The sequence below is a fragment of the Caballeronia sp. DA-9 genome, assembly GCF_051615025.1.
Lineage (GTDB): Bacteria > Pseudomonadota > Gammaproteobacteria > Burkholderiales > Burkholderiaceae > Caballeronia > Caballeronia sordidicola.
This window is the reverse complement of the sequence record NZ_CP195132.1, coordinates 1,741,823-1,762,619: the sequence shown is the minus strand read 5'-3', so window position 1 is coordinate 1,762,619 and position 20,797 is coordinate 1,741,823. Positions and strand designations below refer to the sequence as shown.

Below are 20,797 nucleotides of genomic sequence, written 5' to 3'. Positions count from 1 at the left end.
TTGCTGTGTGGTTGGGTCAATTGGGTCCAAGCTCGCCATCGCGCAGACGCCACAGGCTCAGCGGATTGTCGTCCTGAAGCGCGAGCGGCAACAAGGCCGCCGGCAGATCCTGATAGCACACTGGCCGCAGGAACCGCTCGATAGCCATTGCGCCCACCGAAGTCGCGCGGCTGTCGGAGGTCGCCGGATATGGGCCGCCATGCACCATGGCATACGATACCTCGACGCCCGTTGGAAAGCCGTTCGCGAGGATCCGCCCGGCCTTGCGCTCGAGGATCGGCATGAGGCGGCGGGCGAACGGCACGTCATCGTTTTCAAGCTGAAGCGTGGCGGTCAACTGACCTTCGATACGCCGCGCGAGGTCCAGCATCTCGTCCTCGTCGCGGCAAATCACGATCAGCGCCGCCGGACCGAATATCTCGTCCGCGAGATGCGGCGTGTCCGCAAAACGCTCGGCGCTGACGGTAAAAAGCGCTGGCAGCGCGGCGAAAGGCGCATCGGTTTCGGCGCCGGTCGCAACGCGCTCGACACCGGATTGATCGCGTTGCGCGATACCTTCCTGATACGCCGCGGCAATCCCTGACGTCAGCATGGTCTGAGCGCTCTTCTTCTCCAGCGCGCTCACCGCATAGTCGATAAACCCCTGCAAATGCGGCCCTTCCAGCGCGAGTACGAGACCCGGATTCGTGCAGAACTGGCCGACGCCAAGGGTGAGCGAATCCACGAATCCGCTTGCAAGCGTTTCAGCGCGCGCGGCCAGCGCGCCCGGCAGCACGAAGAACGGATTGATGCTGCTCATTTCGGCGAACACGGGAATCGGCTCGCGCCGTTTCGATGCAATCTCCATCAAGGCAAGGCCGCCACGCCGGGAACCCGTGAAGCCGACCGACTTGATGGCCGGATGCGCGACCAGCGCCTCACCGATCCCGTTGCCCTCGCCCACCACGAGCGAGAACACGCCCTCGGGCAAGCCCATGTCCGATACCGCTTTCTGGATCGCGCGTCCGACCATTTCGGACGTTCCCAGATGCGCAGGATGCGACTTGACGACAACCGGACAACCGGCGGCAAGCGCTGCGGCGGTATCGCCCCCGGCTACCGAAAACGCCAGCGGAAAATTACTCGCGCCGAACACCGCAACCGGGCCGACCGGTATCTTCTGCAGGCGCAGATCGGGACGTGGCAACGGCTTTCGATCGGGCTGCGGCGAATCGAGCGTGGCGCTCAACCATCGCCCTTCCCGCACGAGCGAGGCAAACAGCTTCAACTGCCCAACCGTACGGGCGCGCTCGCCTTCGAGACGCGCTTTCGGCAGCGCGGATTCGGCGTGCGCGCGATCGATAAGCGCATCGCCGATTTCCACGATGTTGTCCGCGATCGCTTCGAGAAACTGCGCGCGTGTTTCGAGCGGCGCGAGGCGGTAGGTATCGAAGGCCTGTTCGGCCAGCTCCGCCGCGCGCGCGACTTCCTTCGCGCCGCCGCCGCCGAACGCCGGCTCGAGCTTGAGATTGCGCGCGGGATCGAAGGCGTGCAGCGTTGCATCTGTTCCGCGCACGGCCGTTTTACCGATCAGCATTTCACCCGTGATCTGCATGTCAATTCTCCTGATAACCGCGAATGGCACGTTATGTTGGGAAGTTAGGGAACCGCCCACTCGACGGTGGACCGCGCCGTCGCGCGGAAAGTTCGCTGCGCCGTTATCCTGCAGAAACGCTCGTTCCAGCCCTCTGTTTCCACCGATGATATTCCTCGCCCTCGCCATCGCACCGGTGACGGCCGGCAAAACCCCTCGCAAGAAGGCGCTTCAAGTGGAAAGCGTTTTGTCGATGAGCGCAAACGCATCGCGTATTTCCGTCACGTCCCTTGGCCGAACCAGCCGCGCGACTTCCCGTCCGCTGTCCATGAAAATCAGCGTCGGCCAGAGCTTGACGCGAAAAGACCGGCCGAGCGGCCTGCCGCTGCCATCCTCGATCTTCAGATGCCGCACGCCAGGGTGGTCGTTGAACGCCTGTGCAATCAGCGGCTGGGCCGCCTTGCAATAACCGCACCACGCGGTGCCGAACTCAACCACCGTTGGCCCCGCAAGATCATCGATATCCGCACGCGGCGGCTCGGCTGTTGCGTAATCGGTTGTCATCGCCATGAAGGGTGCTCCTTTTATCGGATCATCAGACATTCTAGTGAGCAACGATCCAACCCGCTTGCAGCCGCTCTTTTATGGCGGGAGGGCCGCGAGGCAGGTTTCTTGCTGAACCGATGCATCTCGTTCTCCGCCGTTCGCGAACGGCGACTGACTTTATTGGAGCGCTCATGCATTGGATCGATCCCGCCTGCCTGCCGGAAACGCGCGGCAAAGTAACGCAATTTCTGTTGAATCCCCACGGTGAGCTTGACGGCCTGATCCTGAACACGGCGGGCAGCACGCTGCAAGTTCACTTCCCGCCGCATATGACAAGGCAAGTGACGAAGCACATTGCGCCCGGCAATACCATTCGCGTGCGCGGCGTGAAACCGCGTGCCGCCAACGTCATCGCGGCTGTTTCCTTGACGAGCCAGAACGGCGTCGAGATCATCGACGAAGGGCCGCAACATCCGGCGCCAGGTCCTGCAAGACTTGAAGGCAAGCCAATGGATGTACAGGGAGAAGTGACCATGTCGTTGTATGGTCCAAGGGGCGAATTGCGCGGCGCGCTGCTGGACGAAGGCACGTCGCTGCGCATGCCGCCTCACGCCGCTGCCGAACTTGCCCGCTATCTGAGTCCGGGCGCGTTTGTTCAGGCGTGGGGCCGTGGCGTGAAGAACAAACATGGCCGCACCATCGATGTTGACGATATTGCCGAACTCATCGATGCCGCTTAAGGCTTGGCGCATGTATATCAGGCGCGTTCCGCACCCGCGACCCAACGCGGCCTAGAACTGCCCGAATCCCGTCAGCCCGACCAGACTTCCCAAAGCCAGCAACCATAGCGGATGCACCTTTGTCTTGAACGACAACAGCGCGACCGCCGCCGTAATCCCGCCCAGCACCCATTGCGTATCCGACGCCTCCGCAATCAGCGCGGCGCTCGCTGCCAGCAACCCCGCCGTCATAGGCACGAGGCCAAGTTGCACGTAGCGGCGCCACGAATGGTGCTTGAAGCGCTCCCACGCATGCATGGCGGCGACAGTGACGAATGACGACGGCCCGAACTTCGCAATCGATGTCACGATCACGCCCGGCCAACCCGCCACATGCCAGCCGACCAGCGTCACGACCATCATGTTCGGTCCCGGCGCGGCTTGCGCGAGCGCGAACAGCGCGGAAAAATCCGCCTTCGACATCCACTGATGCACCTCGACCACTTGCCGCTGCATCTCGGGCAGGATGGAATTGCCGCCGCCGAACGCGAGCAACGAAAGCTGGCTGAAAATCGCGGCGAGCGAGACGAGATCGTGATTCATTGGTTAGCCCCGCGGTTCGTCTCGCCGCTGAATTTCGACGCGATGAAAATCGATATCGGCGTGAGGACGAGCATCACGGGCAACAGCGGCAAGCGCACCAATGCGATTGCCGCGAAGGCCAGCACGGCGATGACCGCCATCGACAATTTCCTGCGCAATGGCCACGCGACTTTGACGGCCATCGATACCAGCAGACCCGCCGCAGCCGCAGCCAATCCCGCGAAGAGATGGCGAATGTGCGCGTCGTTGTGCGTGCGCTGATAGAACACGCCGAGCGCGATCACGATCAGCGACGGTCCCACAATCAAGCCAAGCAGGCCCGCGAGCGCACCGGGAACGCCGCGAAACTTCATTCCGATCGCCACCGATAAATTGATGACATTGCCGCCGGGGAGAAACTGGCACAGCCCGAGAAGATCCGTGAATTCATCGGCGTTGAGCCATTTGCGGCGCTCGACCACTTCGCGGCGTGCAAGCGGCAGCGCACCGCCGAAGGCGGTCAGCCCAAGCGTCAGGAAGCCGATGAAAATTTCCGCGATGGTCGGCGGCGCGAGTGGCTGATCGTGAGCGTCTTCGTGCATTGATGGCGATAAGTGCTTTGGAAAAGCGCAGAGGGTAACGCTTTATTTGCGCGGATTCAAAGCACTGACGCGGACAACTGACGAATTTCCCGTGTTTTCACAGCATGCCTTACAAGGCTTTCGCGCTTCGGTCCCGGCGCGATTCGTATGCCTTCAGGTGGATATAGGCAGTCGCGAATATCGGCGAGTGCTGCTCGTGCCCAGGCGCATTCCCACGCGCGATCAGGTCGCCCACCACGTGATCCGCCTCGATGCGCGCGCCATTTTCCAGGTCGCGCAGCATCGACGCGGTGATGCCGGAACCCGCTTCGGTCAACATGGAATGCGTGCGGGTGACCGCGGCCTCGCCGGGCGGAAAGCCGTTTGCCGCGGCAATGGCGCGGGCTTCATCGAAGAGATCGAGCAGCAGTTTCTGACCGCCCGGCGCCGCAATGATGTCGCCAACGGGCGCGCGCATCAAGCACGTGCCGGCCGCGAGCGTCGCGAGGAAAGTCCATTTTTCCCACATGGACTGAAGGATATTCGGGCTCGCGGCGGCGTCGAATTGCGCGCCCGACAATTCGGCGGCGATGGCCTCGATACGCGCCGACGTGCCGCCTGCAAGCTCGCCGAAGGTCATCGAATGCATCTTGTTCAAATGCACGATGGTCCCCTCGGCGTCGAGCGTCACGGCAGCGACGCACTGGCCGCCGAGTACATGGTCGGGACCAAACTGCGTTTCGAGCACGTCCAGATGCCGCATGCCGTTGAGCAGCGGCAGGATGGCAGTGTCCGGACCCACCGATGTCTTGATCGACTCGATGGCGCCGTCGAGATCGTAAGCCTTGCAGCTCAGCAGGATCAGGTCGAAAGGCTCGGCAACATCTTTTGCCAGCACGACGGGCGGATTGGGTATCGATAAATCGCCGTTCGGGCTGCGCAGGTTGAGACCCGTTCGCGCCAGTTGCGCGGCGCGCCGTTCGCGCACGAGAAACGTTACGTCGCGTCCGGCATTGAGCAGCCGTCCACCAAAATATCCGCCAATTGCGCCTGCGCCCACCACCAGTATCCGCATATGTGCTGCTCCCGATTAGTCTGATCGATGCGCCCGGAATCCGCGCGCTGTCTTCACGCCTGCCATACGCCGTATCCCGCTTCCCGCAAGCCGATTGCCAGTTCCACTTCCATCTCTCGCGCGCCTTCGTACGGCATGGGGTTGTACAACTCGTACAGTTGTGGCAACAGGCGCAGCCCGAACTCCCGCACATACCGGTTCGACTGGATGCCGGCCTTGTGTTTATCGAAACGAACGTCCGGGTCGATGCCCGTCATGCCTACATAAACAAACGGCTTGCCCAGCACATAATCCGGATTGGCGCGCCGGAACCGCGCTTCGTTCCACACCGTATCGGCGAGTTCGATCACGTAGACGTGGTAGTGGTGAGCCTTCCTTCTAAGGGCCATGCATTTGCCTTGTGCGCTTTTTCCGTCGCGCGGATCGGTCCTGGAACGGGCTGGGACGCTCATTCTAGACCGCCGCCGAAAGGGGCGCTTGCTGGCCCATTTTCGACCCGCGCACGCCCCGCGCGCCATGCCTGCGCCGCGCGCGATGTCTGCCGGTTGCGTGTCAAAGTGGTAATCTCGCTCGGTCTGCGCGTTCCGCGCGGCGTTCGGCGGCGCGGGGCCGCGTTGGGCGGCACATCCCGCGCGTCTCGCTCCGGCGCGACGCGCCCGATGGCGCGAAAACCCGGCCGAACGCCATCGCGGACACCGCCCCCATTGACACAAACGTATCCGCAGCGTGCGCGGCCACGAACCGCAAGCGCTCCGGTCATTCGGAGAGAAACATGAGCAAACAAGCAATCGGCGTTGTCGGCCTCGCCGTCATGGGACGCAATCTGGCATTGAATATCGAGAGCCGCGGGCACGCAGTATCGGTCTATAACCGTAGTCGAGAAAAAACCGACGACCTGATGGCCGAGCATCCCGACAAGAAGCTCGTCCCCTCTTACACGCTGGAAGAATTCGTCGAGTCGCTGGAAAAGCCGCGCCGCATCCTGCTCATGGTCAAGGCCGGCCAGGGCACCGACGCCACCATCGACTCGCTGCGCCCGCTGCTTGAAAAAGGCGACATCCTGATCGACGGCGGCAACACCCATTTCACCGATACCATCCGCCGCAACACGGATCTGGCGAAGTCGGGCCTGCATTTCATCGGCACGGGTGTATCGGGCGGTGAGGAAGGCGCGCTCAAGGGCCCGTCGATCATGCCCGGCGGCCAGAAGGAAGCGTATGACCTCGTGGCTCCGATCCTTACCGAGATCGCCGCGAAGGCGCCGGACGGTGAGCCGTGCGTGGCGTACATGGGTCCGGACGGCGCGGGGCACTACGTGAAGATGGTGCACAACGGGATCGAGTATGGCGACATGCAACTGATCGCCGAAAGCTACGACGTGCTGAAGCGCGTGGCGGGTTTGTCGAATGAAGAACTGGGCAAGGTTTATGTCGAGTGGAACAAGGGCGAGCTGGATAGCTACCTGATTGAAATCACCTCGAAGATCTTCTCGAAGAAAGACGAAGAAACAGGCAAGGATCTCGTCGATGTGATTCTTGACCGCGCCGCGCAAAAGGGCACGGGCAAGTGGACAAGCCAGAATGCGCTCGATCTCGGCGCGCCGCTACCGCTGATCACCGAGGCCGTGTTTGCGCGCGTGCTGTCGTCGCTCAAGGATCAGCGCGTGGAAGCGAGCAAGCAACTGAAGGGACCGTCGCCCAAGTTCGACGGCGACCGTAACGCGTTCGTGGAATCCGTGCGGCGCGCCTTGTTCCTGAGCAAGATTGTTTCGTATGCACAGGGCTTCGCGCAGTTGCGCGCGGCTTCGGAAGAGTACAAGTGGGATCTGCAATACGGTCAGATCGCGAAAATCTTCCGGGCCGGCTGCATTATCCGAGCGGGGTTCCTGCAGAAGATCACGGACGCCTACAAGACCAACGCAGACTTGCACAACCTGCTGCTCGATCCGTACTTCAGCGACATTGCAGCGAAGTATCAGGACGCGTTGCGCGAGGTCGTGGTCGCCGCGGTGAAGGCAGGCGTGCCGGTACCGGCGTTTTCATCGGCGGTGGCTTATTACGACAGCTACCGCTCCGAAACGCTGCCGGCGAACCTGGTGCAGGCGCAACGCGACTTCTTCGGCGCGCATACGTTCGAGCGCGTGGACAAGAAGGGGAGTTTTCACGCGGATTGGGCGTAAGCTTCAAGGCGTCATGACCTGACGCCGAAGCAGGAAACGTTGTGATTGACTGCGCCGTTGCACGATCATTTTCGGTGATCGGCAACGGCGCTTTCTTTTACGATCCCGCGCGATTATGGCTGTTGTCCACGAATCCCCAACACTTCCCGTAAAGCCTCACCGTTCGCGCCGCTTCCGGCGAAGTCATCGAAGGCACGATCCGCCACGCGGATAATATGCTCGCGGATAAAACCCGCGCCTTCACGCGCGCCGTCTTCCGGGTGCTTCAACGCGCATTCCCATTCAAGCACCGCCCAGCCGGGAAAATTATATTGCGCCATCTTCGAGAAGATCGCGCCAAAGTCGATCTGCCCGTCGCCAAGAGACCGGAAGCGCCCCGCCCGGTCCACCCAGCCCGAGTACCCGCCGTACACGCCCTGTCGACCGTTGGGCCGGAACTCCGCGTCCTTGACGTGAAACGCCTTGATACGGTCGTGATAGATATCGACGAACTGAAGATAGTCCAGCTGCTGCAGCAGGAAGTGGCTCGGATCGAAGAGAATGTTGGCGCGCGGATGATGATCGACGGCATCGAGAAAACGATCAAACGTTACGCCGTCATGCAAGTCTTCGCCCGGATGCAATTCGTAGCACACGTCCACGCCTGCCTGATCGAAGGCGTCTAGCAGCGGACGCCAGCGTTGAGCCAGTTCATCGAACGCCGTTTCGATCAACCCTTGCGGGCGCTGCGGCCATGGATACACATATGGCCACGCCAGAGCGCCCGAAAAGGTGACATGCGCGCTCAAACCCAAACGCCTGGACGCGGCCGCGGCGAATCCCACTTGCTCGACCGCCCACGCGGTGCGTGCCCGCGGATCGCCGCGAACGTGCGCCGCGGCGAAGCCATCGAAAAGCGTGTCGTAGGCGGGATGAACCGCCACGAGTTGCCCTTGCAGATGCGTCGATAATTCCGTGATGCATACACCCGCATCCTCCACGACGCGGCGCAGGTCGTCGCAATAGGCGTCGCTTTTCGCCGCCTGTTCGAGATCGATCAGCCGCGGATCACACGGAACCTGAATGCCTTCATAACCCAGCCCCTTCGCCCAGCCTGCAAGATGCGCGAGATTGTCAAAAGGCAATTCATCGCCAAGAAACTGCGCCAGGAAAATCGCCGGGCCTTTGATGGTTTTCATGATCGTGGATCCACAGACGTCTGTTCATCATCGATAAAACTCAGAACGGCGAGTTCGGATAGTAGAACTGCTTGGCGTTGTCCTTCGTGATCAGCACCGAGGGAATGATGGTTGTCGCGGGCAGCTTTTCACCCTTCAAACGTGCTTCGGCGGTGAGCTTGATCGCGTCGTAGATGAACTTGGGCGAGTATGAAACGTCGGCCTTCACCAGCTTGTCGCCATCGATGATCCGCTTGACCGCTTCCTTCGATCCCGCGCCGCCGAACACTTCCTTGATGTCCGTGCGCTTCGCCTGATCGATGGCCTTCAGCACGCCGACCATCATGTCGTCGTCGGCGGCCCAGACTGCATCGATATGCTTGAAGCGCGTGAGGTAATCCTGCATCACCTTGAACGCGTCGTCGCGATTCCAGTTGGCGTACTTGGCGTCCAGCACCTTCATGTCCGGATGCTGCTTGATCACCGATTCAAACGCGGTCCAGCGTTCGTTATCAAGCGTGGTCGGAATGCCGCGCAACGCGACAATGTCGCCTTTGCCATCCAGCGTCTTCGCCAGATATTCGGCGGGCAGCTTGCCGAACGCGGTGTTGTCGCCGGCTACATAGGCATCCTGAGCGCTGGTATCGGTCAGGCCTCGATCCACCACCGTCACATATACGCCCTTCTTTTTGACCTGCGCCACAGGTTGCGTCAACGACGCCGATTCGAACGGGAAAATCACCAGTGCATTGATCTTGTTCACGGTCACCAGATCCTGCAATTGATTAGCTTGTTCGGGCGCGCCGCCCGCCGTCTTGACGATGATCTTCAGATCCGGATGCGCTTTTTCCAGCTCCTTTTTCGCTTCGTTGGCCCACCACACAATGCCGCCGGTGAAGCCGTGCGTGGCCGTCGGAATGGCGACGCCGAGCGTGACCTTGTCGGCGGCGATGGCCGCGACCGCGCTTGCCGCCAGCGTCAATGCGCCGAGTGCGCGAAGAATGTTTTTCATTGCTGTGTCTCCATTGTTGTGACAGTCACCTGAGCGGATGTCAGGGCACGGTGCGAACAGACTTCAACGACGTCCACGCTGTAAAAACGCTACGAAAATAATCACGGCGCCCTGCACTGCCGCGTTGAGATACACGCTGATGATGCTGGTGAGATTCAGTATGTTCGCGATCACCGAGAGCAGGATCGCGCCGATCACCGTTCCGATCACGCGCCCTTCGCCGCCTCTCAACGCGGTCCCGCCTACAACCACGGCCGCGATGGCTTCGAGTTCCCAGAGAAGACCGGTGGTTGGCGTCGCGGAACCCAGGCGCGGCACATACAGCACGGTTGCCACGCCAACGCACAAGCCGAGCAGCACATACGTGACAATCTTTACGGTGTCCACGCGAATGGCCGCGTAACGCGCGACCTGTTCGTTCGATCCGATCGCCTGAACATGGCGGCCGAACACCGTGCGGTTCAGCACGACCGCGCCGCCGGCCGCGACGATCAGGAATACCCATATCGGCACAGGGATGCCGAAGAGACTCGCGTAATACACAGGACCGTAAAGATCGGACAGGGTATTGTCGAGCGTGAGCGCGCCGCCATCCGCAAGCCACGTCAGCACGGCGCGAAAAATTCCAAGCGTCCCGAGCGTTACGATGAACGGTTCAATGCGCCCCTTGGTCACGAGCAGGCCATGCGCCAAGCCGAAAATACCCCCTAAAACAAGGGCTAAAAAAATTCCAATAGCGATTATCGTCAGCGGTGCGAAGCTATGGCCGCCCACGCCGCGCGCAAGCGTGTTCATGGTCCAGATCATGCTGCCGGCAATCAGCGCGGCCATCGATCCAACCGACAAATCGATACCGCCCGAGATGATCACGAACGTCATGCCCACCGCAATGATGCCAATGAACGACGTTCGCGTGAGCACGTTCATGGCGTTATCGAAGGTGGCGAAATCGGGATTGAGCAGCGTCCCGCCAATGCACAGCGCGATCAGTCCAAGTAGCGGTCCGACGCCGTGCAGCCGCCGCGCGAGTCTGCCCAGGCGACTGCGTTTCGATACTTCCACGCCTTCAGTGTGTGCCGGTCGCATGCGCGATCAACCTCTCTTCAGTGAGTTGCCCGGACCCAAGCGTGGCGACGAGCTGGCCGCCGCGCATCACCGCCACGCGATGACACAGGCCAATCAGTTCGATAAGTTCGGAAGATATGACGATCACGGCGCGGCCCTCGGCGGCGAGCGCATGAATCAGGAAATAGATGTCGCGTTTAGCACCCACGTCCACGCCGCGCGTGGGTTCATCGAGCACGACTACACGGGGATCGGGATGCAGGAACTTTGCGAGCGCGAGCTTTTGCTGGTTGCCACCCGACAGCATGCGCGCGCGGCTCGCGAGATTGCCCGTGCGGATGCCGAAATCCTCCACGGCTTTTTTCAACGCGTCGCGTTCGGCCTGACCATCGAGCAAGGGATGCGCGTAGCGCTCGAGCGTCATCATGGTGAGGTTGTCCTTGAGCGCCATGTCCACATGCAGGCCGCGGCCCTTGCGGTCTTCGCTCAAGTAGGTGATGCCGTATTTCATTGCCGCGCGCGGGCTGCGCGGATTGATCGGAGCGCCGTTCAGTTCAATGTTCCCCGCCGTGCGCGCCCGCAAGCCCACGAGTCCCTCGAACAATTCCGTGCGCCCCGCGCCCACGAGTCCCGCGAAACCAAATACTTCTCCCGCGCGCACCGCGAAGCTGATGTTTTCGGCCCAGCCAGGGACGAACGCGTGATCGACCTTGAAGGCGATGGGCGCATCCGCCGCAAGCGCGGGTTTGTCGGGAAACATGTCCGACACTTCGCGGCCGACCATCTGGTTCGCCATCTGCTGGCGCGAGGTTTGCGCGGTTGGACTGCGCGTGACGAAGCGGCCGTCGCGCATCACGATCACTTCGTCCGTCACGCGCTCCACTTCGTCGAGCTTGTGCGAGATATAGACGATCGTCACGCCGTCCTCTTTCAGGCGCGCCATCAATGCAAAGAGACGCTGCGTTTCCGCGGGCGTGAGCGTCGCGGTCGGTTCGTCCATGATCAGGAGACGGGTCTCGCGCAGCATCGCCTTCGCAATTTCGACGAGCTGCTTTTCCGCGACGATCAGATCGCGCACGCGCGTGTCAGGGTGCCGATGCAGGCCGACATCGGTCAAGCGTGCGCGGGCTTCATCGCGCATGGCGGGTTCATCGAGGAAAAAACCGCGCCGCTTCTCGTGGCCGAGAAACATGTTCTGCACGATGCTCAAATGATCCGCGAGATTCAGTTCCTGATGGATCAGCACAATGCCGGCGGCTTCGGCATCGCGAGAACTATCGAATGACTGCACAACGCCGTTGATCGATAACGCGCCGGAGCTTGCCTGTTCGTAGCCTGCAAGGATCTTCATGAGCGTCGACTTGCCCGCGCCGTTCTCGCCGAGGAGGCCGTAGACGCGGCCGGCCGCGAGATCGAAGCTGACGCCATGCAGCACGCGCACAGGCCCGAACTGCTTGGCGATATTATCGAAGCCGACTGCGAGGCTCATGTCACGCACTCCTTCGTATCATCAGCTTGTGCGGCAGCAGTACGCCAGGGACTTCCGCATGCGGATCGCGCAGGCGCTTGAGCAGAAGATTCGCCGCTGTTTCGCCAAGCTCGCGCATGGGTTGTGCGACGGTTGTCAACGGCGGATCGATCTGCGCGGCGACGGCGATGTCGTCGAAACCCACTACGGCCACCTCGTCCGGCACCCGCAGGCCCGCGCCGCGCAAGCCGTTGATAACACCAATGGCGAGCGTGTCGGACACGGCGAACACGGCCGTCGGACGGTTGTTTTGCAGACGTGCGAGCGTATGCGCGGCCGCTTCGCCCGCGGCGTAATCGAGCGTATCGAGATCGATGTGCCACGCCGGATCGGCTTCAATACCCGCTGCGCTCAACGCATCGCGATAACCTTCCGCACGCTGCCGGCCGTAGAGATAGCCATGGCCTGAATTGATCAGCGCAATCTTTTTGTGGCCGCGGCCGAGCAGATGACGCACGGCGTCACCGGCCGCCTGGTGGTTATCAATGCCTACGTAGGGGACGCCCGCCGCTGGATCGAATTCGCAGCAGGCGACCCACGGGAGCGCGGACGCTTCTTCGGCGAGGGCCTTTTGTACGGCTGCAGGGTCCAGGCAGATCGCGCCATCAGCGCGGCGCCCGCGCAAGAGGTCGAAGTAGCTTCGCTCACGGCCCGGGTCCGCGCCGGTGTCGCAGAGCAGCATGAAGTAGCCGTTCTGACGCGCGACACTGTCGATGCCCCGCACTATCGCCGAGTAGAACGGATTGCCGAAGTCAGGGACCATGGTGAGCAGCAAGCGGCTTTCAGCAGTGCGCAAGTTGCGCGCAAGTTCGTTGACACGGTAGCCACTAGCCGCGATCGCAGCGAGGACCTTTTCACGCGTCGGTTCGCGGACGTTGGTGTGGCCGTTGAGAACGCGGGAAACGGTTGCGACCGAAACGCCCGCCGTTTGTGCTACATCGGAAATCGATATTTCATCGGGGATGCGAAACGATTCGGACATGGGTTTGGTCTTCTCGGTCGTCGGGCGTTTCGTATGCCATTCGATGTAATGGATTACATTATTGGACGCGGGGTGGGGGTTTGCGATAGGGACAAACGCCAAGGGAAGTCGTTGGCACTTGGAGTGAGTGGTTAGTGGGATGGGTTTGCTGCTTTTTGCGCCTGCGCGCGGTCCCTGTGCGTTGTTCCTCTTTAGCACTGTTGGCCACTGTCCGTGGCGGGACTTCATTTCTTTTTCCAACGGCGAAAAAGAAACGAAGCAAAGAAAACGCCTTTCAACCGCTAATTCTTAAGTGTCCCGAGCGTGCACGTATATCTGCTTGGGACTTCAAAAGAACACTCAGCGTAAAACCCCGGACAGTTGAAACCCTCCCCCTCCGTTCACAGATACCCACACGCTTCGCCACCAGTGTGAGTAGCCTCAAACAGGAAAGCGCGGCGCGCACTAACAAAATGTTAGTTAAACGTACTGATTTGGGGGCGCTCTGCTATTTACTTTTCTAAGTTATCGTGCCGCCCAGCCGGTATCGCTTTTCCGAACGAAGGAAATCATTCTTCCTTATCGTACAAGACTGGGTTTTTTGTTGTCGAATTTCCAGTTCGGAATCAGAAACTGCATCGCAACACCATCATCGCGCGCTCCAAGTCCATGTTGCTCATAAAGCGCATTCGCCTTCGCCAGTTCATCCGTATCAAGCTCTACGCCCAAACCCGGTTGCTCAGGCACCTTCACTTTTCCACCGATAATCTGTAACGGCCTGCGAGTCAGGCGCTGGCCGTCTTGCCAGATCCAATGAGTATCGATGGCAGTTATCCTGCCAGGCGCCGCCGCCGCGACCTGAGTGAACATCGCAAGCGAAATGTCGAAGTGGTTGTTCGAGTGCGATCCCCACGTAAGACCCCATTCATTGCACATCTGCGCCACACGCACGGAACCCTGCATCGTCCAGAAATGCGGGTCCGCCAACGGAATGTCCACCGACTGCAACTGAATGGCATGACCCATCTGACGCCAGTCCGTAGCAATCATGTTGGTCGCCGTTGGCAAGCCAGTCGCCCGGCGGAATTCCGCCATGACCTCACGCCCCGAATAACCGTTCTCCGCCCCGCACGGATCTTCTGCATAAGCTAGTACATGGTGCTGATCGCGGCAGAGACGGATTGCTTCTGCCAATGACCACGCGCCGTTCGGATCTAGCGTTACGCGCGCCTTCGGGAAACGCTCCGCCAACGCAGTCACGGTTTCAATTTCCGCATCGCCCGAAAGAACACCGCCCTTCAGCTTGAAATCGTTGAAGCCATAACGCGCCTGAGCCGCTTCAGCCAGCCGCACAACAGCTTCAGGCGTCAGCGCTTCTTCCGTACGTAAGTGCTCCCAGTCATCGTTGCCGCCAGCGCCACTCGCGTAAGGCAATTCAGTCTTCCCGCGATCGCCGATGTAAAACAGGTAGCCAAGCATTTCAACTTCATCACGTTGCTGGCCTTCACCCAAAAGCGCCGCGACCGGTACGCCCAAGTGCTGGCCCAGCAGGTCAAGAAGCGCAGCCTCGAGCGCCGTGACAGCATGGATGGTCGTGCGCAAGTCAAAGGTCTGCAAACCACGGCCACCTGCATCGCGGTCAGCGAATTGCGTGCGCGCCTTATTGAGCATCACATGCAAATTGCCGATGGATTGGCCGACAACCAGCGGGCGGGCGTCATCGATCGTCCTGCGGATCGCCTCGCCACCCGGCACTTCACCTACACCGGTATTGCCCGCGCTATCGGTCAGGATCACGACATTGCGCGTAAAGAACGGCCCGTGCGCGCCACTCAGATTCAATAGCATGCTGTCACGGCCAGCAACAGGAACGACGCGCAATCCCGTGACAGTGGGAGTGGCGTTGGGCTTGACTGACGTCATGGGCATGATCTTGGAACTCAGGAAAATTAATGTATGTTGTCTGACGACACTATACGATTTTTTCCCAGACTTCCTCAACGGTGCGTTTACCCTATCTATGGCAGACCGGCGGCTTGGCGATATCGAACAGGATTTTTGATGGACTGATACAGGGATCTATGAAAACCAAGATGTCTGATGACTAATCGAACCCTTTGCTCGCACAAACCACGCGAGGACTCGAAACCAGCGCATACTACGTCCCCCTCCCCTCCGCGCGGCATCAAATCCGCGCCGCCTGAATGCCCGGTTACCTGACCAAGCAGCAAAACATCGCCGTCACCGGCGTTGACAATCTCATCATTCGTTCACTGCTCGACCTGCAGCAATTCTCCGACCCTTCGGGCGACGCCGAACGCATCGGCATTTCGTCCGCCATGTGGCCGCTATTCGGCATGCTGTGGCCATCGGGCGCGCATCTCGCGGCGCGGCTCGCGCTGCGGCCCGTGCTCGCCACTGAACGAATCCTCGAGATTGGCTGCGGCCTGGCGCTTGCGAGTCTCGTCGGGCACCGGCGGGGAGCGGATGTCACGGCAAGCGATTGCCATCCGCTGACGTCGGCGTTCCTCGACGAAAACCTGCGCCTGAACGACCTCCCGCCGATGAAATATCTCCACGGCAACTGGTCCGTCCCGGAACTGGAAGGCACGCTCGAAGACACGGCGGGACGCAGCATCGTCAACGGTCGATACGACCTGATCATGGGCAGCGACCTGCTCTATGAACGCGACGCCAACGCTTCACTCGCAGCGTTTATCGGCTTGCACGCGTCGCCCGAAGCCGAGGTCTGGATTGTGGACCCGGACCGCGGCAATCGCGCGGCATTCAACCGCCAAATGGGCGACCGCGGCTTTCAAATGCGCGAAGAACGGCTCGACCGCGTTGCGTTCGACGACACTGCCGCGTACAAAGGGCGCTTGCTGGTTTATCGATTCAACGAAGTCTGAACGAACCGCCGCCGATCAACCGAACGTGAACGCATAAGCCTGCACGCCCGGCTCCAGGAATTCGATGCTGAACGTGCGGTCTTTCACGTCGCCCGGCTGCCGCACGAGCTGATAAAGCCGCTCGTCCGTCACCGTGCCCGTGCCGTCGGCGGCGACATCCGTGCCGTGCGCATCGCCGGGAGCCGCGCCGTCTATCGTCACGCGGAATTTCACGGGCTTGCCGTCCTTGCCCGGTCCCAGCACGAGATGCAAATCCCGCGCGTGGAATCGATACACAATCGTTCCCTTCGATCCCGCCAGCGACGCTTCCTCAGCGCCCACTTTCCACGCGCCGCCCAATCCCCAATCATTCAACGAAAGCGTGGCAGGCGCGGCGTAGGTGTGAACCGCATCATGCGACTCGCCACCGCGCCCGGCGAAATTCTCGGCGCGTTCGTAACCCACGTAGGTCTCCGGCGACCTCATGTCGGCATTGTCGGCGGCTTGCTGCACGCCTTTGGCGTCGGTCGGGCTTGTCGCCGGGCCGACATCGGTATGGCCGGCTTCTTTCAATAGCTGCTGGATCACTTCTTCGGAGTGCGCATAATCGCCTTCGCCAAAGTGGTGGAAGCGGACCTGCCCTTTTGCATCGATAAAATAATGCGCCGGCCAGTACTGGTTGCCAAACGCGCGCCAGATGGCGTAGTCGTTGTCGATAGCCACCGGATAGTCAATACCGAGATCATGCACGGAACGCTTGACGTTATCGACGTTGCGCTCGAACGCAAACTCGGGCGCGTGCACGCCGATCACGACGAGCCCCTTATCGCGGTATTTCTGCGCCCACGCCTTCACGTACGGCAGCGAACGCAGGCAGTTGATGCACGAGTACGTCCAGAAGTCGACAAGCACGACCTTGCCGCGCAAGTCCTGCGCGTCAAGCGGCTTCGAGTTGAGCCATTGAACCGCCCCCGACAGCGGCGGCAACTGGCCTTCCACAGGCAGCGGGACGTCGAACGTGGCGGCTGCGCGCATCATGGCGGGCGGATTTGCGCTCGTGCTTGCTGCGTCGGCGGATTTGTCGGTATCGGCGGATGCTGGTCTGTTTGCCGATGCCGGCGAAAAACGATCGACCAGCTTTTGCTCGAGTCCGCCCGTTGCGACAGTCGAGACGCGCGCGAGCACGCCGGTATCGAGTCCCAGCGTTATAGCGACCACGCCAAGCAGCATCGCAGCGCCGATACCGCGGCGAATCCACTCGCCCGCGCCCAGCGACCGCTTCATGGCGGCGAACACGCGGCCGCCGATCAGCAACGCGACCGCAAGCGACGTTGCCGCGCCTGCCGCATAGGCTGCGAGCAGCAAGGTCGTACCGACGCTTGCGCCACGCAACGCCGCGCCGGTCAGGACCAGTCCGAGGATCGGGCCGGCACAGGGCGCCCACAGCAATCCGGTCGCGATGCCAAGCAAGAACGATGACCCTGCGCGGACCTGTTGCCCATCGGCCTGTGCAAATTCGGTGAGACGGTTGCCCGCGCTCACGAAGGGGCGCATCACGCGCTCGGCGAAGCTTGGCAGCAGCAAGGTCAGGCCGAAGACGCCAAGCAACGCGACCGCAAGCCAGCGGCCGTACTGGTTGGCTTGTGTCACCCAGCCGCCGCCGACCGCCGCGAGCGTTGCCACGGCCGCGAAAGTCAGCGCCATGCCGGCCAGCAACGGCAGGCCACTGCGCACAAAGGGCTGATCCGCCCGCGAGAAGACGAACGGCAAGACAGGCAAGATACACGGGCTCAGGATAGTGAGCGCGCCGCCAAGATAAGCAAGGATGATGAGCAGCATGAGCTGGAGAATCTCGAAGTTCAGGGGTTTTGCGGCAATCAGGCCGCAATCAGGCCGCGCTCGAAGCACTCAGGCAGAACCCGGTTTGAAGTTCATCGCTACGCCGTTCATGCAATAGCGAAGTCCGGTAGGTTTAGGACCGTCCTCGAAGACATGGCCAAGATGGCCGCCACAGCGCCGACAATGAACCTCGGTACGCGACACGCCGAACGACAGATCCTCGCGGGTCGCAACCGCATGATCGAGCGGTGCCCAGAAGCTCGGCCAGCCTGTGTGGCTTTCGAACTTCGTGCGCGACGAAAAAACGTCGAGCTGGCATCCGGCGCACGAAAACATGCCGCTGCGATGCTCGCTATTCAGCGCGCTGCTGTAAGGCCGCTCCGTGCCCTCGCGCCGCAGCACATCGTATTGCACCGATGTAAGCAGGTCGCGCCACTGATCGCTGGTATGCACAACTTCGAAGGATTCGGCTGTATTTCCCGCGTCAGCCGCGCTTGCACCCAGCACGTTGCGTTGCCTCAGCGTGGCAAACGTAGCAGCGGCCAACACGCTGCCTGCAAATAAAAACCGGCGTCTGGTGGTCATGATGTGCTCCTTAACAAGACTCACTGCCAAGCATTCCCGTCCGGCTATGGACGGATTCGTGTCGATCTGGATAACCCGAACGTGCTAACAAACACGCAAACACCTCTGACGCGGGTTTAATCCTTGGCGGAGCGAAAATGTTTTTGTGCATGAAAAACCGCATTCAAGCGCTTCTATTAGCTAGTTCGTCGTGAAGGCTCGGCGGGTTACATCACGCTGATCGAATTTATCGATCGTTGCGCTATATCTTATGAAATATAGCGTAACGCGTGATCAGGCGAAGTGAAGTGCTTAATGACGAGAAATAAATGGGGGAAAATGAATTGCGCCCGGAGACGGGCGCAATGAAAGGCATTCGAGAACCCAGGTTTTATACCACTGCTTACTTGACCATGTACCCACGCTCGGTCATGCACTCGCTATACGCGCGCCAGTACTGAACCATCGGCGGTTCGGGCGGAGGCAGCGCAGGCATGGGTGCGTCGGTGGATGAGGAACTCGCACTGGCGACCGCGCGTGCATCGGAGGCGACGCCCGGCCTTGCGGCGGAGGCTGCGGGAGATCCAGAAGCGGAAGCCGGCGTGGAAGCCATCGACTTCGCTGTGCCGGAAGCGGCGGAAGCAGGGTAAGCGGCAGAAGCCGCGTAGGCAGCCGACGCCCCAACCGGCCCGGACCCGGGCGCCATCGCCGACGGCAACGGCGCCGCCACTGCAACCGGGTGCACCGCGCCGGGCTTCGTGGCCTGCGGTTTTTGAGGCACTTGCGACTGCTTCGCCATGATCACGCCCGTGTGTTGATTGGCGTAGCTGTAGCACATGGCGTTGTCGATACTCATTTGCGCCGGATTTTGGCTGCGCATTGGAAACGCAGGCGGCTGCTGGGCGAGCGCGCTTGCGCTCACGCACAGCATGGCAACACCGGCAGACAGGGGAATTCTCATAGCTATTGCACTCCGAAAACGGGATCGGCTACGCCCGGGCCGAATAGCGGTTGCGGGCGCAATCAAACGAGCTTTCACCATACTGTCGGTGCGCTGGGCTCGTGCGAAAGACTATCGCAATAATCCGCCAAGTCTTCGCGTTTATGTCCATTTTGGAGTGCTGGACCGCTTTTCCACGCATCTTTCTCGACGGTCCATTGCGTGGAAACCCTAGGGGGAAGGAAACTTCGCTCGCGTGAAATCGATGCATTCCTGATCTGGCAGCGTACAGCGCGCGTTGAAGTTCGTACCCGTCATGCGGCCGAGCTCACGGCTCCCGATTCAATGGGCAGGCGCCAGATAAGCAGGTATTGCCGACGACAGCGACTGCTTGACGTTGCGGCCAACGCCATCGACGAGAATTTCTTCCTTGCCCTGTTCCAGCCCTTCCAGTACCTGACGCACGACTTCTTGCGGCGTGGTTTTCGGCGCATCGATGCCTGCGGTCATGTCGGTATCGATAAAAGCCGGATGCACGCCGACCACCAGCGTGTTCTGACCACGCAATTCGGTGCGCAAACCGTTCGTGATCGCCCACGCGGCGGATTTAGAGGCGCTGTAAGGCCCCGTTCCGTCGATAGTCAGCCAGCTCAGCACGGACAAAATATTCACCACCGCGCCGCCGCCATTGCGCTTCAAAGCCGGCGCGAATGCCTGCGTGACGGCGAGCGGGCCGATTACATTGGTTTCGACAAGAGCGCGCACGGCGTCGGCCGCGCCTGCGTCCAGCAGCGAACCGCCGACAATCACGCCTGCATTGTTGATGACGATCTGCACGTCGGTCAGCCGGTCGGCTGCCGCAGCAATGCTCTCTGCGTTGGTCACATCGAGTTGAACCGCTTCCACGCCGGGAATCTTGACGGCGGACCGATCCCGCGCAGTTGCATAGACCTTCGATGCGCCCGCTGCCAGCAGCGACTTCGCGAACTGCTCGCCCAGGCCGCGATTCGCGCCCGTTACAAGAACCACCTTGCCTTTGATTTCCATGTCAAACTCCGTTTGTGTATATGCACTATCTAGATTAAAAAACACCCGGCGACATGCCGGGCGCGCCTTCATTCCATCGATGTCAGTTCCAGCAGCGACTTCCTCAGTTCGGCGGCGCGTTCCCGGCCAAACTTCTCTTCGAATTCCTTTTGCGCCTCGATCCACCGCAACGAGGCCTCATGAAGCGTTGTCCTGCCGGCATCCGACAGGTTAAGCGCAACCGCGCGCGTGCTCGCGTCTTGCTGTTCAGCCGTGACCAGACCGTCGCGCTGCAAAGGCTTCAACGCGCGAACGAGCGTGGTGCGTTCCATCACCATTGCGTCTGCGAGTTCGGCCATGGTCGTGCCGGGACGCCGGTGAATTGCCGCGAGCAGCGTGAATTGCGCGGCAGTCACGCCCGCCTGCCCGACGTGCCGCTCGTAAAGTTGCGAGACAAAACGCGCCGCCTGGCGAATGGCAAAACAGTTGCAGTCGAGATAGGTCGATTCAGATGAAGTCATGTCCACAGGTTAATTTGTGCATATGCACTTTGTCAAGCTGG

20 protein-coding genes are annotated in these 20,797 nt (G+C 60.9%); 3 read left to right on the top strand and 17 right to left on the bottom strand.

The genetic code is table 11. The features are described from left to right. Positions 1 to 16: 16 nt before the first annotated feature. Together ACRWA7_RS14305 and ACRWA7_RS14300 are read right to left on the bottom strand one after the other, a co-directional pair. Positions 17 to 1,594 (bottom strand): aldehyde dehydrogenase (NADP(+)), encoded by a 1,578-nt coding sequence (locus ACRWA7_RS14305; RefSeq protein WP_438391562.1) that lies wholly within the window; start codon positions 1,592 to 1,594, stop codon positions 17 to 19. Positions 1,595 to 1,804: 210 nt separating this feature from the next. After that, the gene (locus ACRWA7_RS14300) at positions 1,805 to 2,143 is read right to left on the bottom strand and encodes a thioredoxin family protein (protein ID WP_438391561.1); all 339 of its coding nucleotides are present in this window, start codon (positions 2,141 to 2,143) and stop codon (positions 1,805 to 1,807) included. Between the two features lie 167 nt (positions 2,144 to 2,310). On the opposite strand from ACRWA7_RS14300, the gene ACRWA7_RS14295 reads away from it, so the two are divergent. After that, positions 2,311 to 2,859 (top strand): hypothetical protein, encoded by a 549-nt coding sequence (locus tag ACRWA7_RS14295; protein WP_438391560.1) that lies wholly within the window; start codon positions 2,311 to 2,313, stop codon positions 2,857 to 2,859. A gap of 51 nt (positions 2,860 to 2,910) precedes the next feature. On the opposite strand, the gene ACRWA7_RS14290 is transcribed toward ACRWA7_RS14295, so the two are convergent. The 4 genes from ACRWA7_RS14290 to ACRWA7_RS14275 form a co-directional block, all read right to left on the bottom strand. Next, positions 2,911 to 3,441 (bottom strand): chromate transporter, encoded by a 531-nt coding sequence (locus tag ACRWA7_RS14290; RefSeq protein WP_060818105.1) that lies wholly within the window; start codon positions 3,439 to 3,441, stop codon positions 2,911 to 2,913. Beyond that, positions 3,438 to 4,022, bottom strand: coding sequence for a chromate transporter (locus ACRWA7_RS14285; protein WP_438391559.1), 585 nt, complete (start codon positions 4,020 to 4,022; stop codon positions 3,438 to 3,440). Before ACRWA7_RS14285 ends, ACRWA7_RS14290 begins: the two co-directional genes overlap by 4 nt. A 109-nt stretch (positions 4,023 to 4,131) precedes the next feature. Further along, complete coding sequence (gene panE / locus ACRWA7_RS14280) at positions 4,132 to 5,076, bottom strand: 2-dehydropantoate 2-reductase (protein ID WP_438391558.1); 945 nt, start codon at positions 5,074 to 5,076, stop codon at positions 4,132 to 4,134. 53 nt (positions 5,077 to 5,129) lie between these two features. Next, positions 5,130 to 5,465, bottom strand: a complete 336-nt coding sequence (locus tag ACRWA7_RS14275) for a hypothetical protein (protein WP_060818102.1) — start codon at positions 5,463 to 5,465, stop codon at positions 5,130 to 5,132. 383 nt (positions 5,466 to 5,848) lie between these two features. Between ACRWA7_RS14275 and gndA the strand changes: the two genes are divergently transcribed. Next, a complete protein-coding gene (gene gndA / locus ACRWA7_RS14270) occupies positions 5,849 to 7,255 on the top strand; it encodes an NADP-dependent phosphogluconate dehydrogenase (protein ID WP_438391557.1) in 1,407 nt (468 codons plus the stop codon). A gap of 113 nt (positions 7,256 to 7,368) precedes the next feature. Here gndA and ACRWA7_RS14265 read toward each other — a convergent pair whose 3' ends face one another. The 6 genes from ACRWA7_RS14265 to gudD form a co-directional block, all read right to left on the bottom strand. Continuing rightward, positions 7,369 to 8,433 carry a sugar phosphate isomerase/epimerase family protein gene (locus ACRWA7_RS14265; RefSeq protein ID WP_438391555.1) on the bottom strand — a complete coding sequence of 355 codons (1,065 nt, stop codon included), beginning with the start codon at positions 8,431 to 8,433 and terminating at the stop codon, positions 7,369 to 7,371. Positions 8,434 to 8,473: 40 nt separating this feature from the next. After that, positions 8,474 to 9,424 carry a substrate-binding domain-containing protein gene (locus ACRWA7_RS14260; RefSeq protein WP_438391554.1) on the bottom strand — a complete coding sequence of 317 codons (951 nt, stop codon included), beginning with the start codon at positions 9,422 to 9,424 and terminating at the stop codon, positions 8,474 to 8,476. A 63-nt stretch (positions 9,425 to 9,487) separates the two neighbouring features. Beyond that, a complete protein-coding gene (locus ACRWA7_RS14255) occupies positions 9,488 to 10,510 on the bottom strand; it encodes an ABC transporter permease (RefSeq protein ID WP_438391553.1) in 1,023 nt (340 codons plus the stop codon). Further along, positions 10,491 to 11,978, bottom strand: a complete 1,488-nt coding sequence (locus tag ACRWA7_RS14250) for a sugar ABC transporter ATP-binding protein (RefSeq protein ID WP_438391552.1) — start codon at positions 11,976 to 11,978, stop codon at positions 10,491 to 10,493. Before ACRWA7_RS14250 ends, ACRWA7_RS14255 begins: the two co-directional genes overlap by 20 nt. 1 nt (position 11,979) lies before the next feature. Continuing rightward, positions 11,980 to 12,999 carry a LacI family DNA-binding transcriptional regulator gene (locus ACRWA7_RS14245; protein ID WP_438391551.1) on the bottom strand — a complete coding sequence of 340 codons (1,020 nt, stop codon included), beginning with the start codon at positions 12,997 to 12,999 and terminating at the stop codon, positions 11,980 to 11,982. Positions 13,000 to 13,557: 558 nt separating this feature from the next. Next, positions 13,558 to 14,901: a glucarate dehydratase gene (gudD, locus tag ACRWA7_RS14240; protein ID WP_438391550.1), complete on the bottom strand. Its 1,344-nt coding sequence runs from the start codon at positions 14,899 to 14,901 to the stop codon at positions 13,558 to 13,560. Between the two features lie 281 nt (positions 14,902 to 15,182). On the opposite strand from gudD, the gene ACRWA7_RS14235 reads away from it, so the two are divergent. Continuing rightward, positions 15,183 to 15,887: a class I SAM-dependent methyltransferase gene (locus ACRWA7_RS14235; protein ID WP_438391549.1), complete on the top strand. Its 705-nt coding sequence runs from the start codon at positions 15,183 to 15,185 to the stop codon at positions 15,885 to 15,887. A gap of 15 nt (positions 15,888 to 15,902) precedes the next feature. Here the strand turns inward: ACRWA7_RS14235 and ACRWA7_RS14230 are convergent, their stop codons facing one another. From ACRWA7_RS14230 to ACRWA7_RS14210, 5 genes are all read right to left on the bottom strand, one after another. After that, positions 15,903 to 17,705: a cytochrome c biogenesis protein DipZ gene (locus tag ACRWA7_RS14230; RefSeq protein ID WP_438391548.1), complete on the bottom strand. Its 1,803-nt coding sequence runs from the start codon at positions 17,703 to 17,705 to the stop codon at positions 15,903 to 15,905. A gap of 69 nt (positions 17,706 to 17,774) precedes the next feature. Then, entirely contained in the window at positions 17,775 to 18,290 is a 516-nt protein-coding gene (gene msrB, locus ACRWA7_RS14225; protein ID WP_438391547.1) for a peptide-methionine (R)-S-oxide reductase MsrB, read from the bottom strand. A gap of 382 nt (positions 18,291 to 18,672) precedes the next feature. Further along, positions 18,673 to 19,230, bottom strand: a complete 558-nt coding sequence (locus tag ACRWA7_RS14220) for a hypothetical protein (protein WP_438391546.1) — start codon at positions 19,228 to 19,230, stop codon at positions 18,673 to 18,675. Positions 19,231 to 19,551: 321 nt separating this feature from the next. Beyond that, entirely contained in the window at positions 19,552 to 20,256 is a 705-nt protein-coding gene (locus ACRWA7_RS14215; protein WP_438391545.1) for an SDR family oxidoreductase, read from the bottom strand. 68 nt (positions 20,257 to 20,324) lie between these two features. Next, a complete protein-coding gene (locus tag ACRWA7_RS14210; protein WP_438391544.1) occupies positions 20,325 to 20,756 on the bottom strand; it encodes a MarR family winged helix-turn-helix transcriptional regulator in 432 nt (143 codons plus the stop codon). Between the last annotated feature and the right edge of the window lie 41 nt (positions 20,757 to 20,797).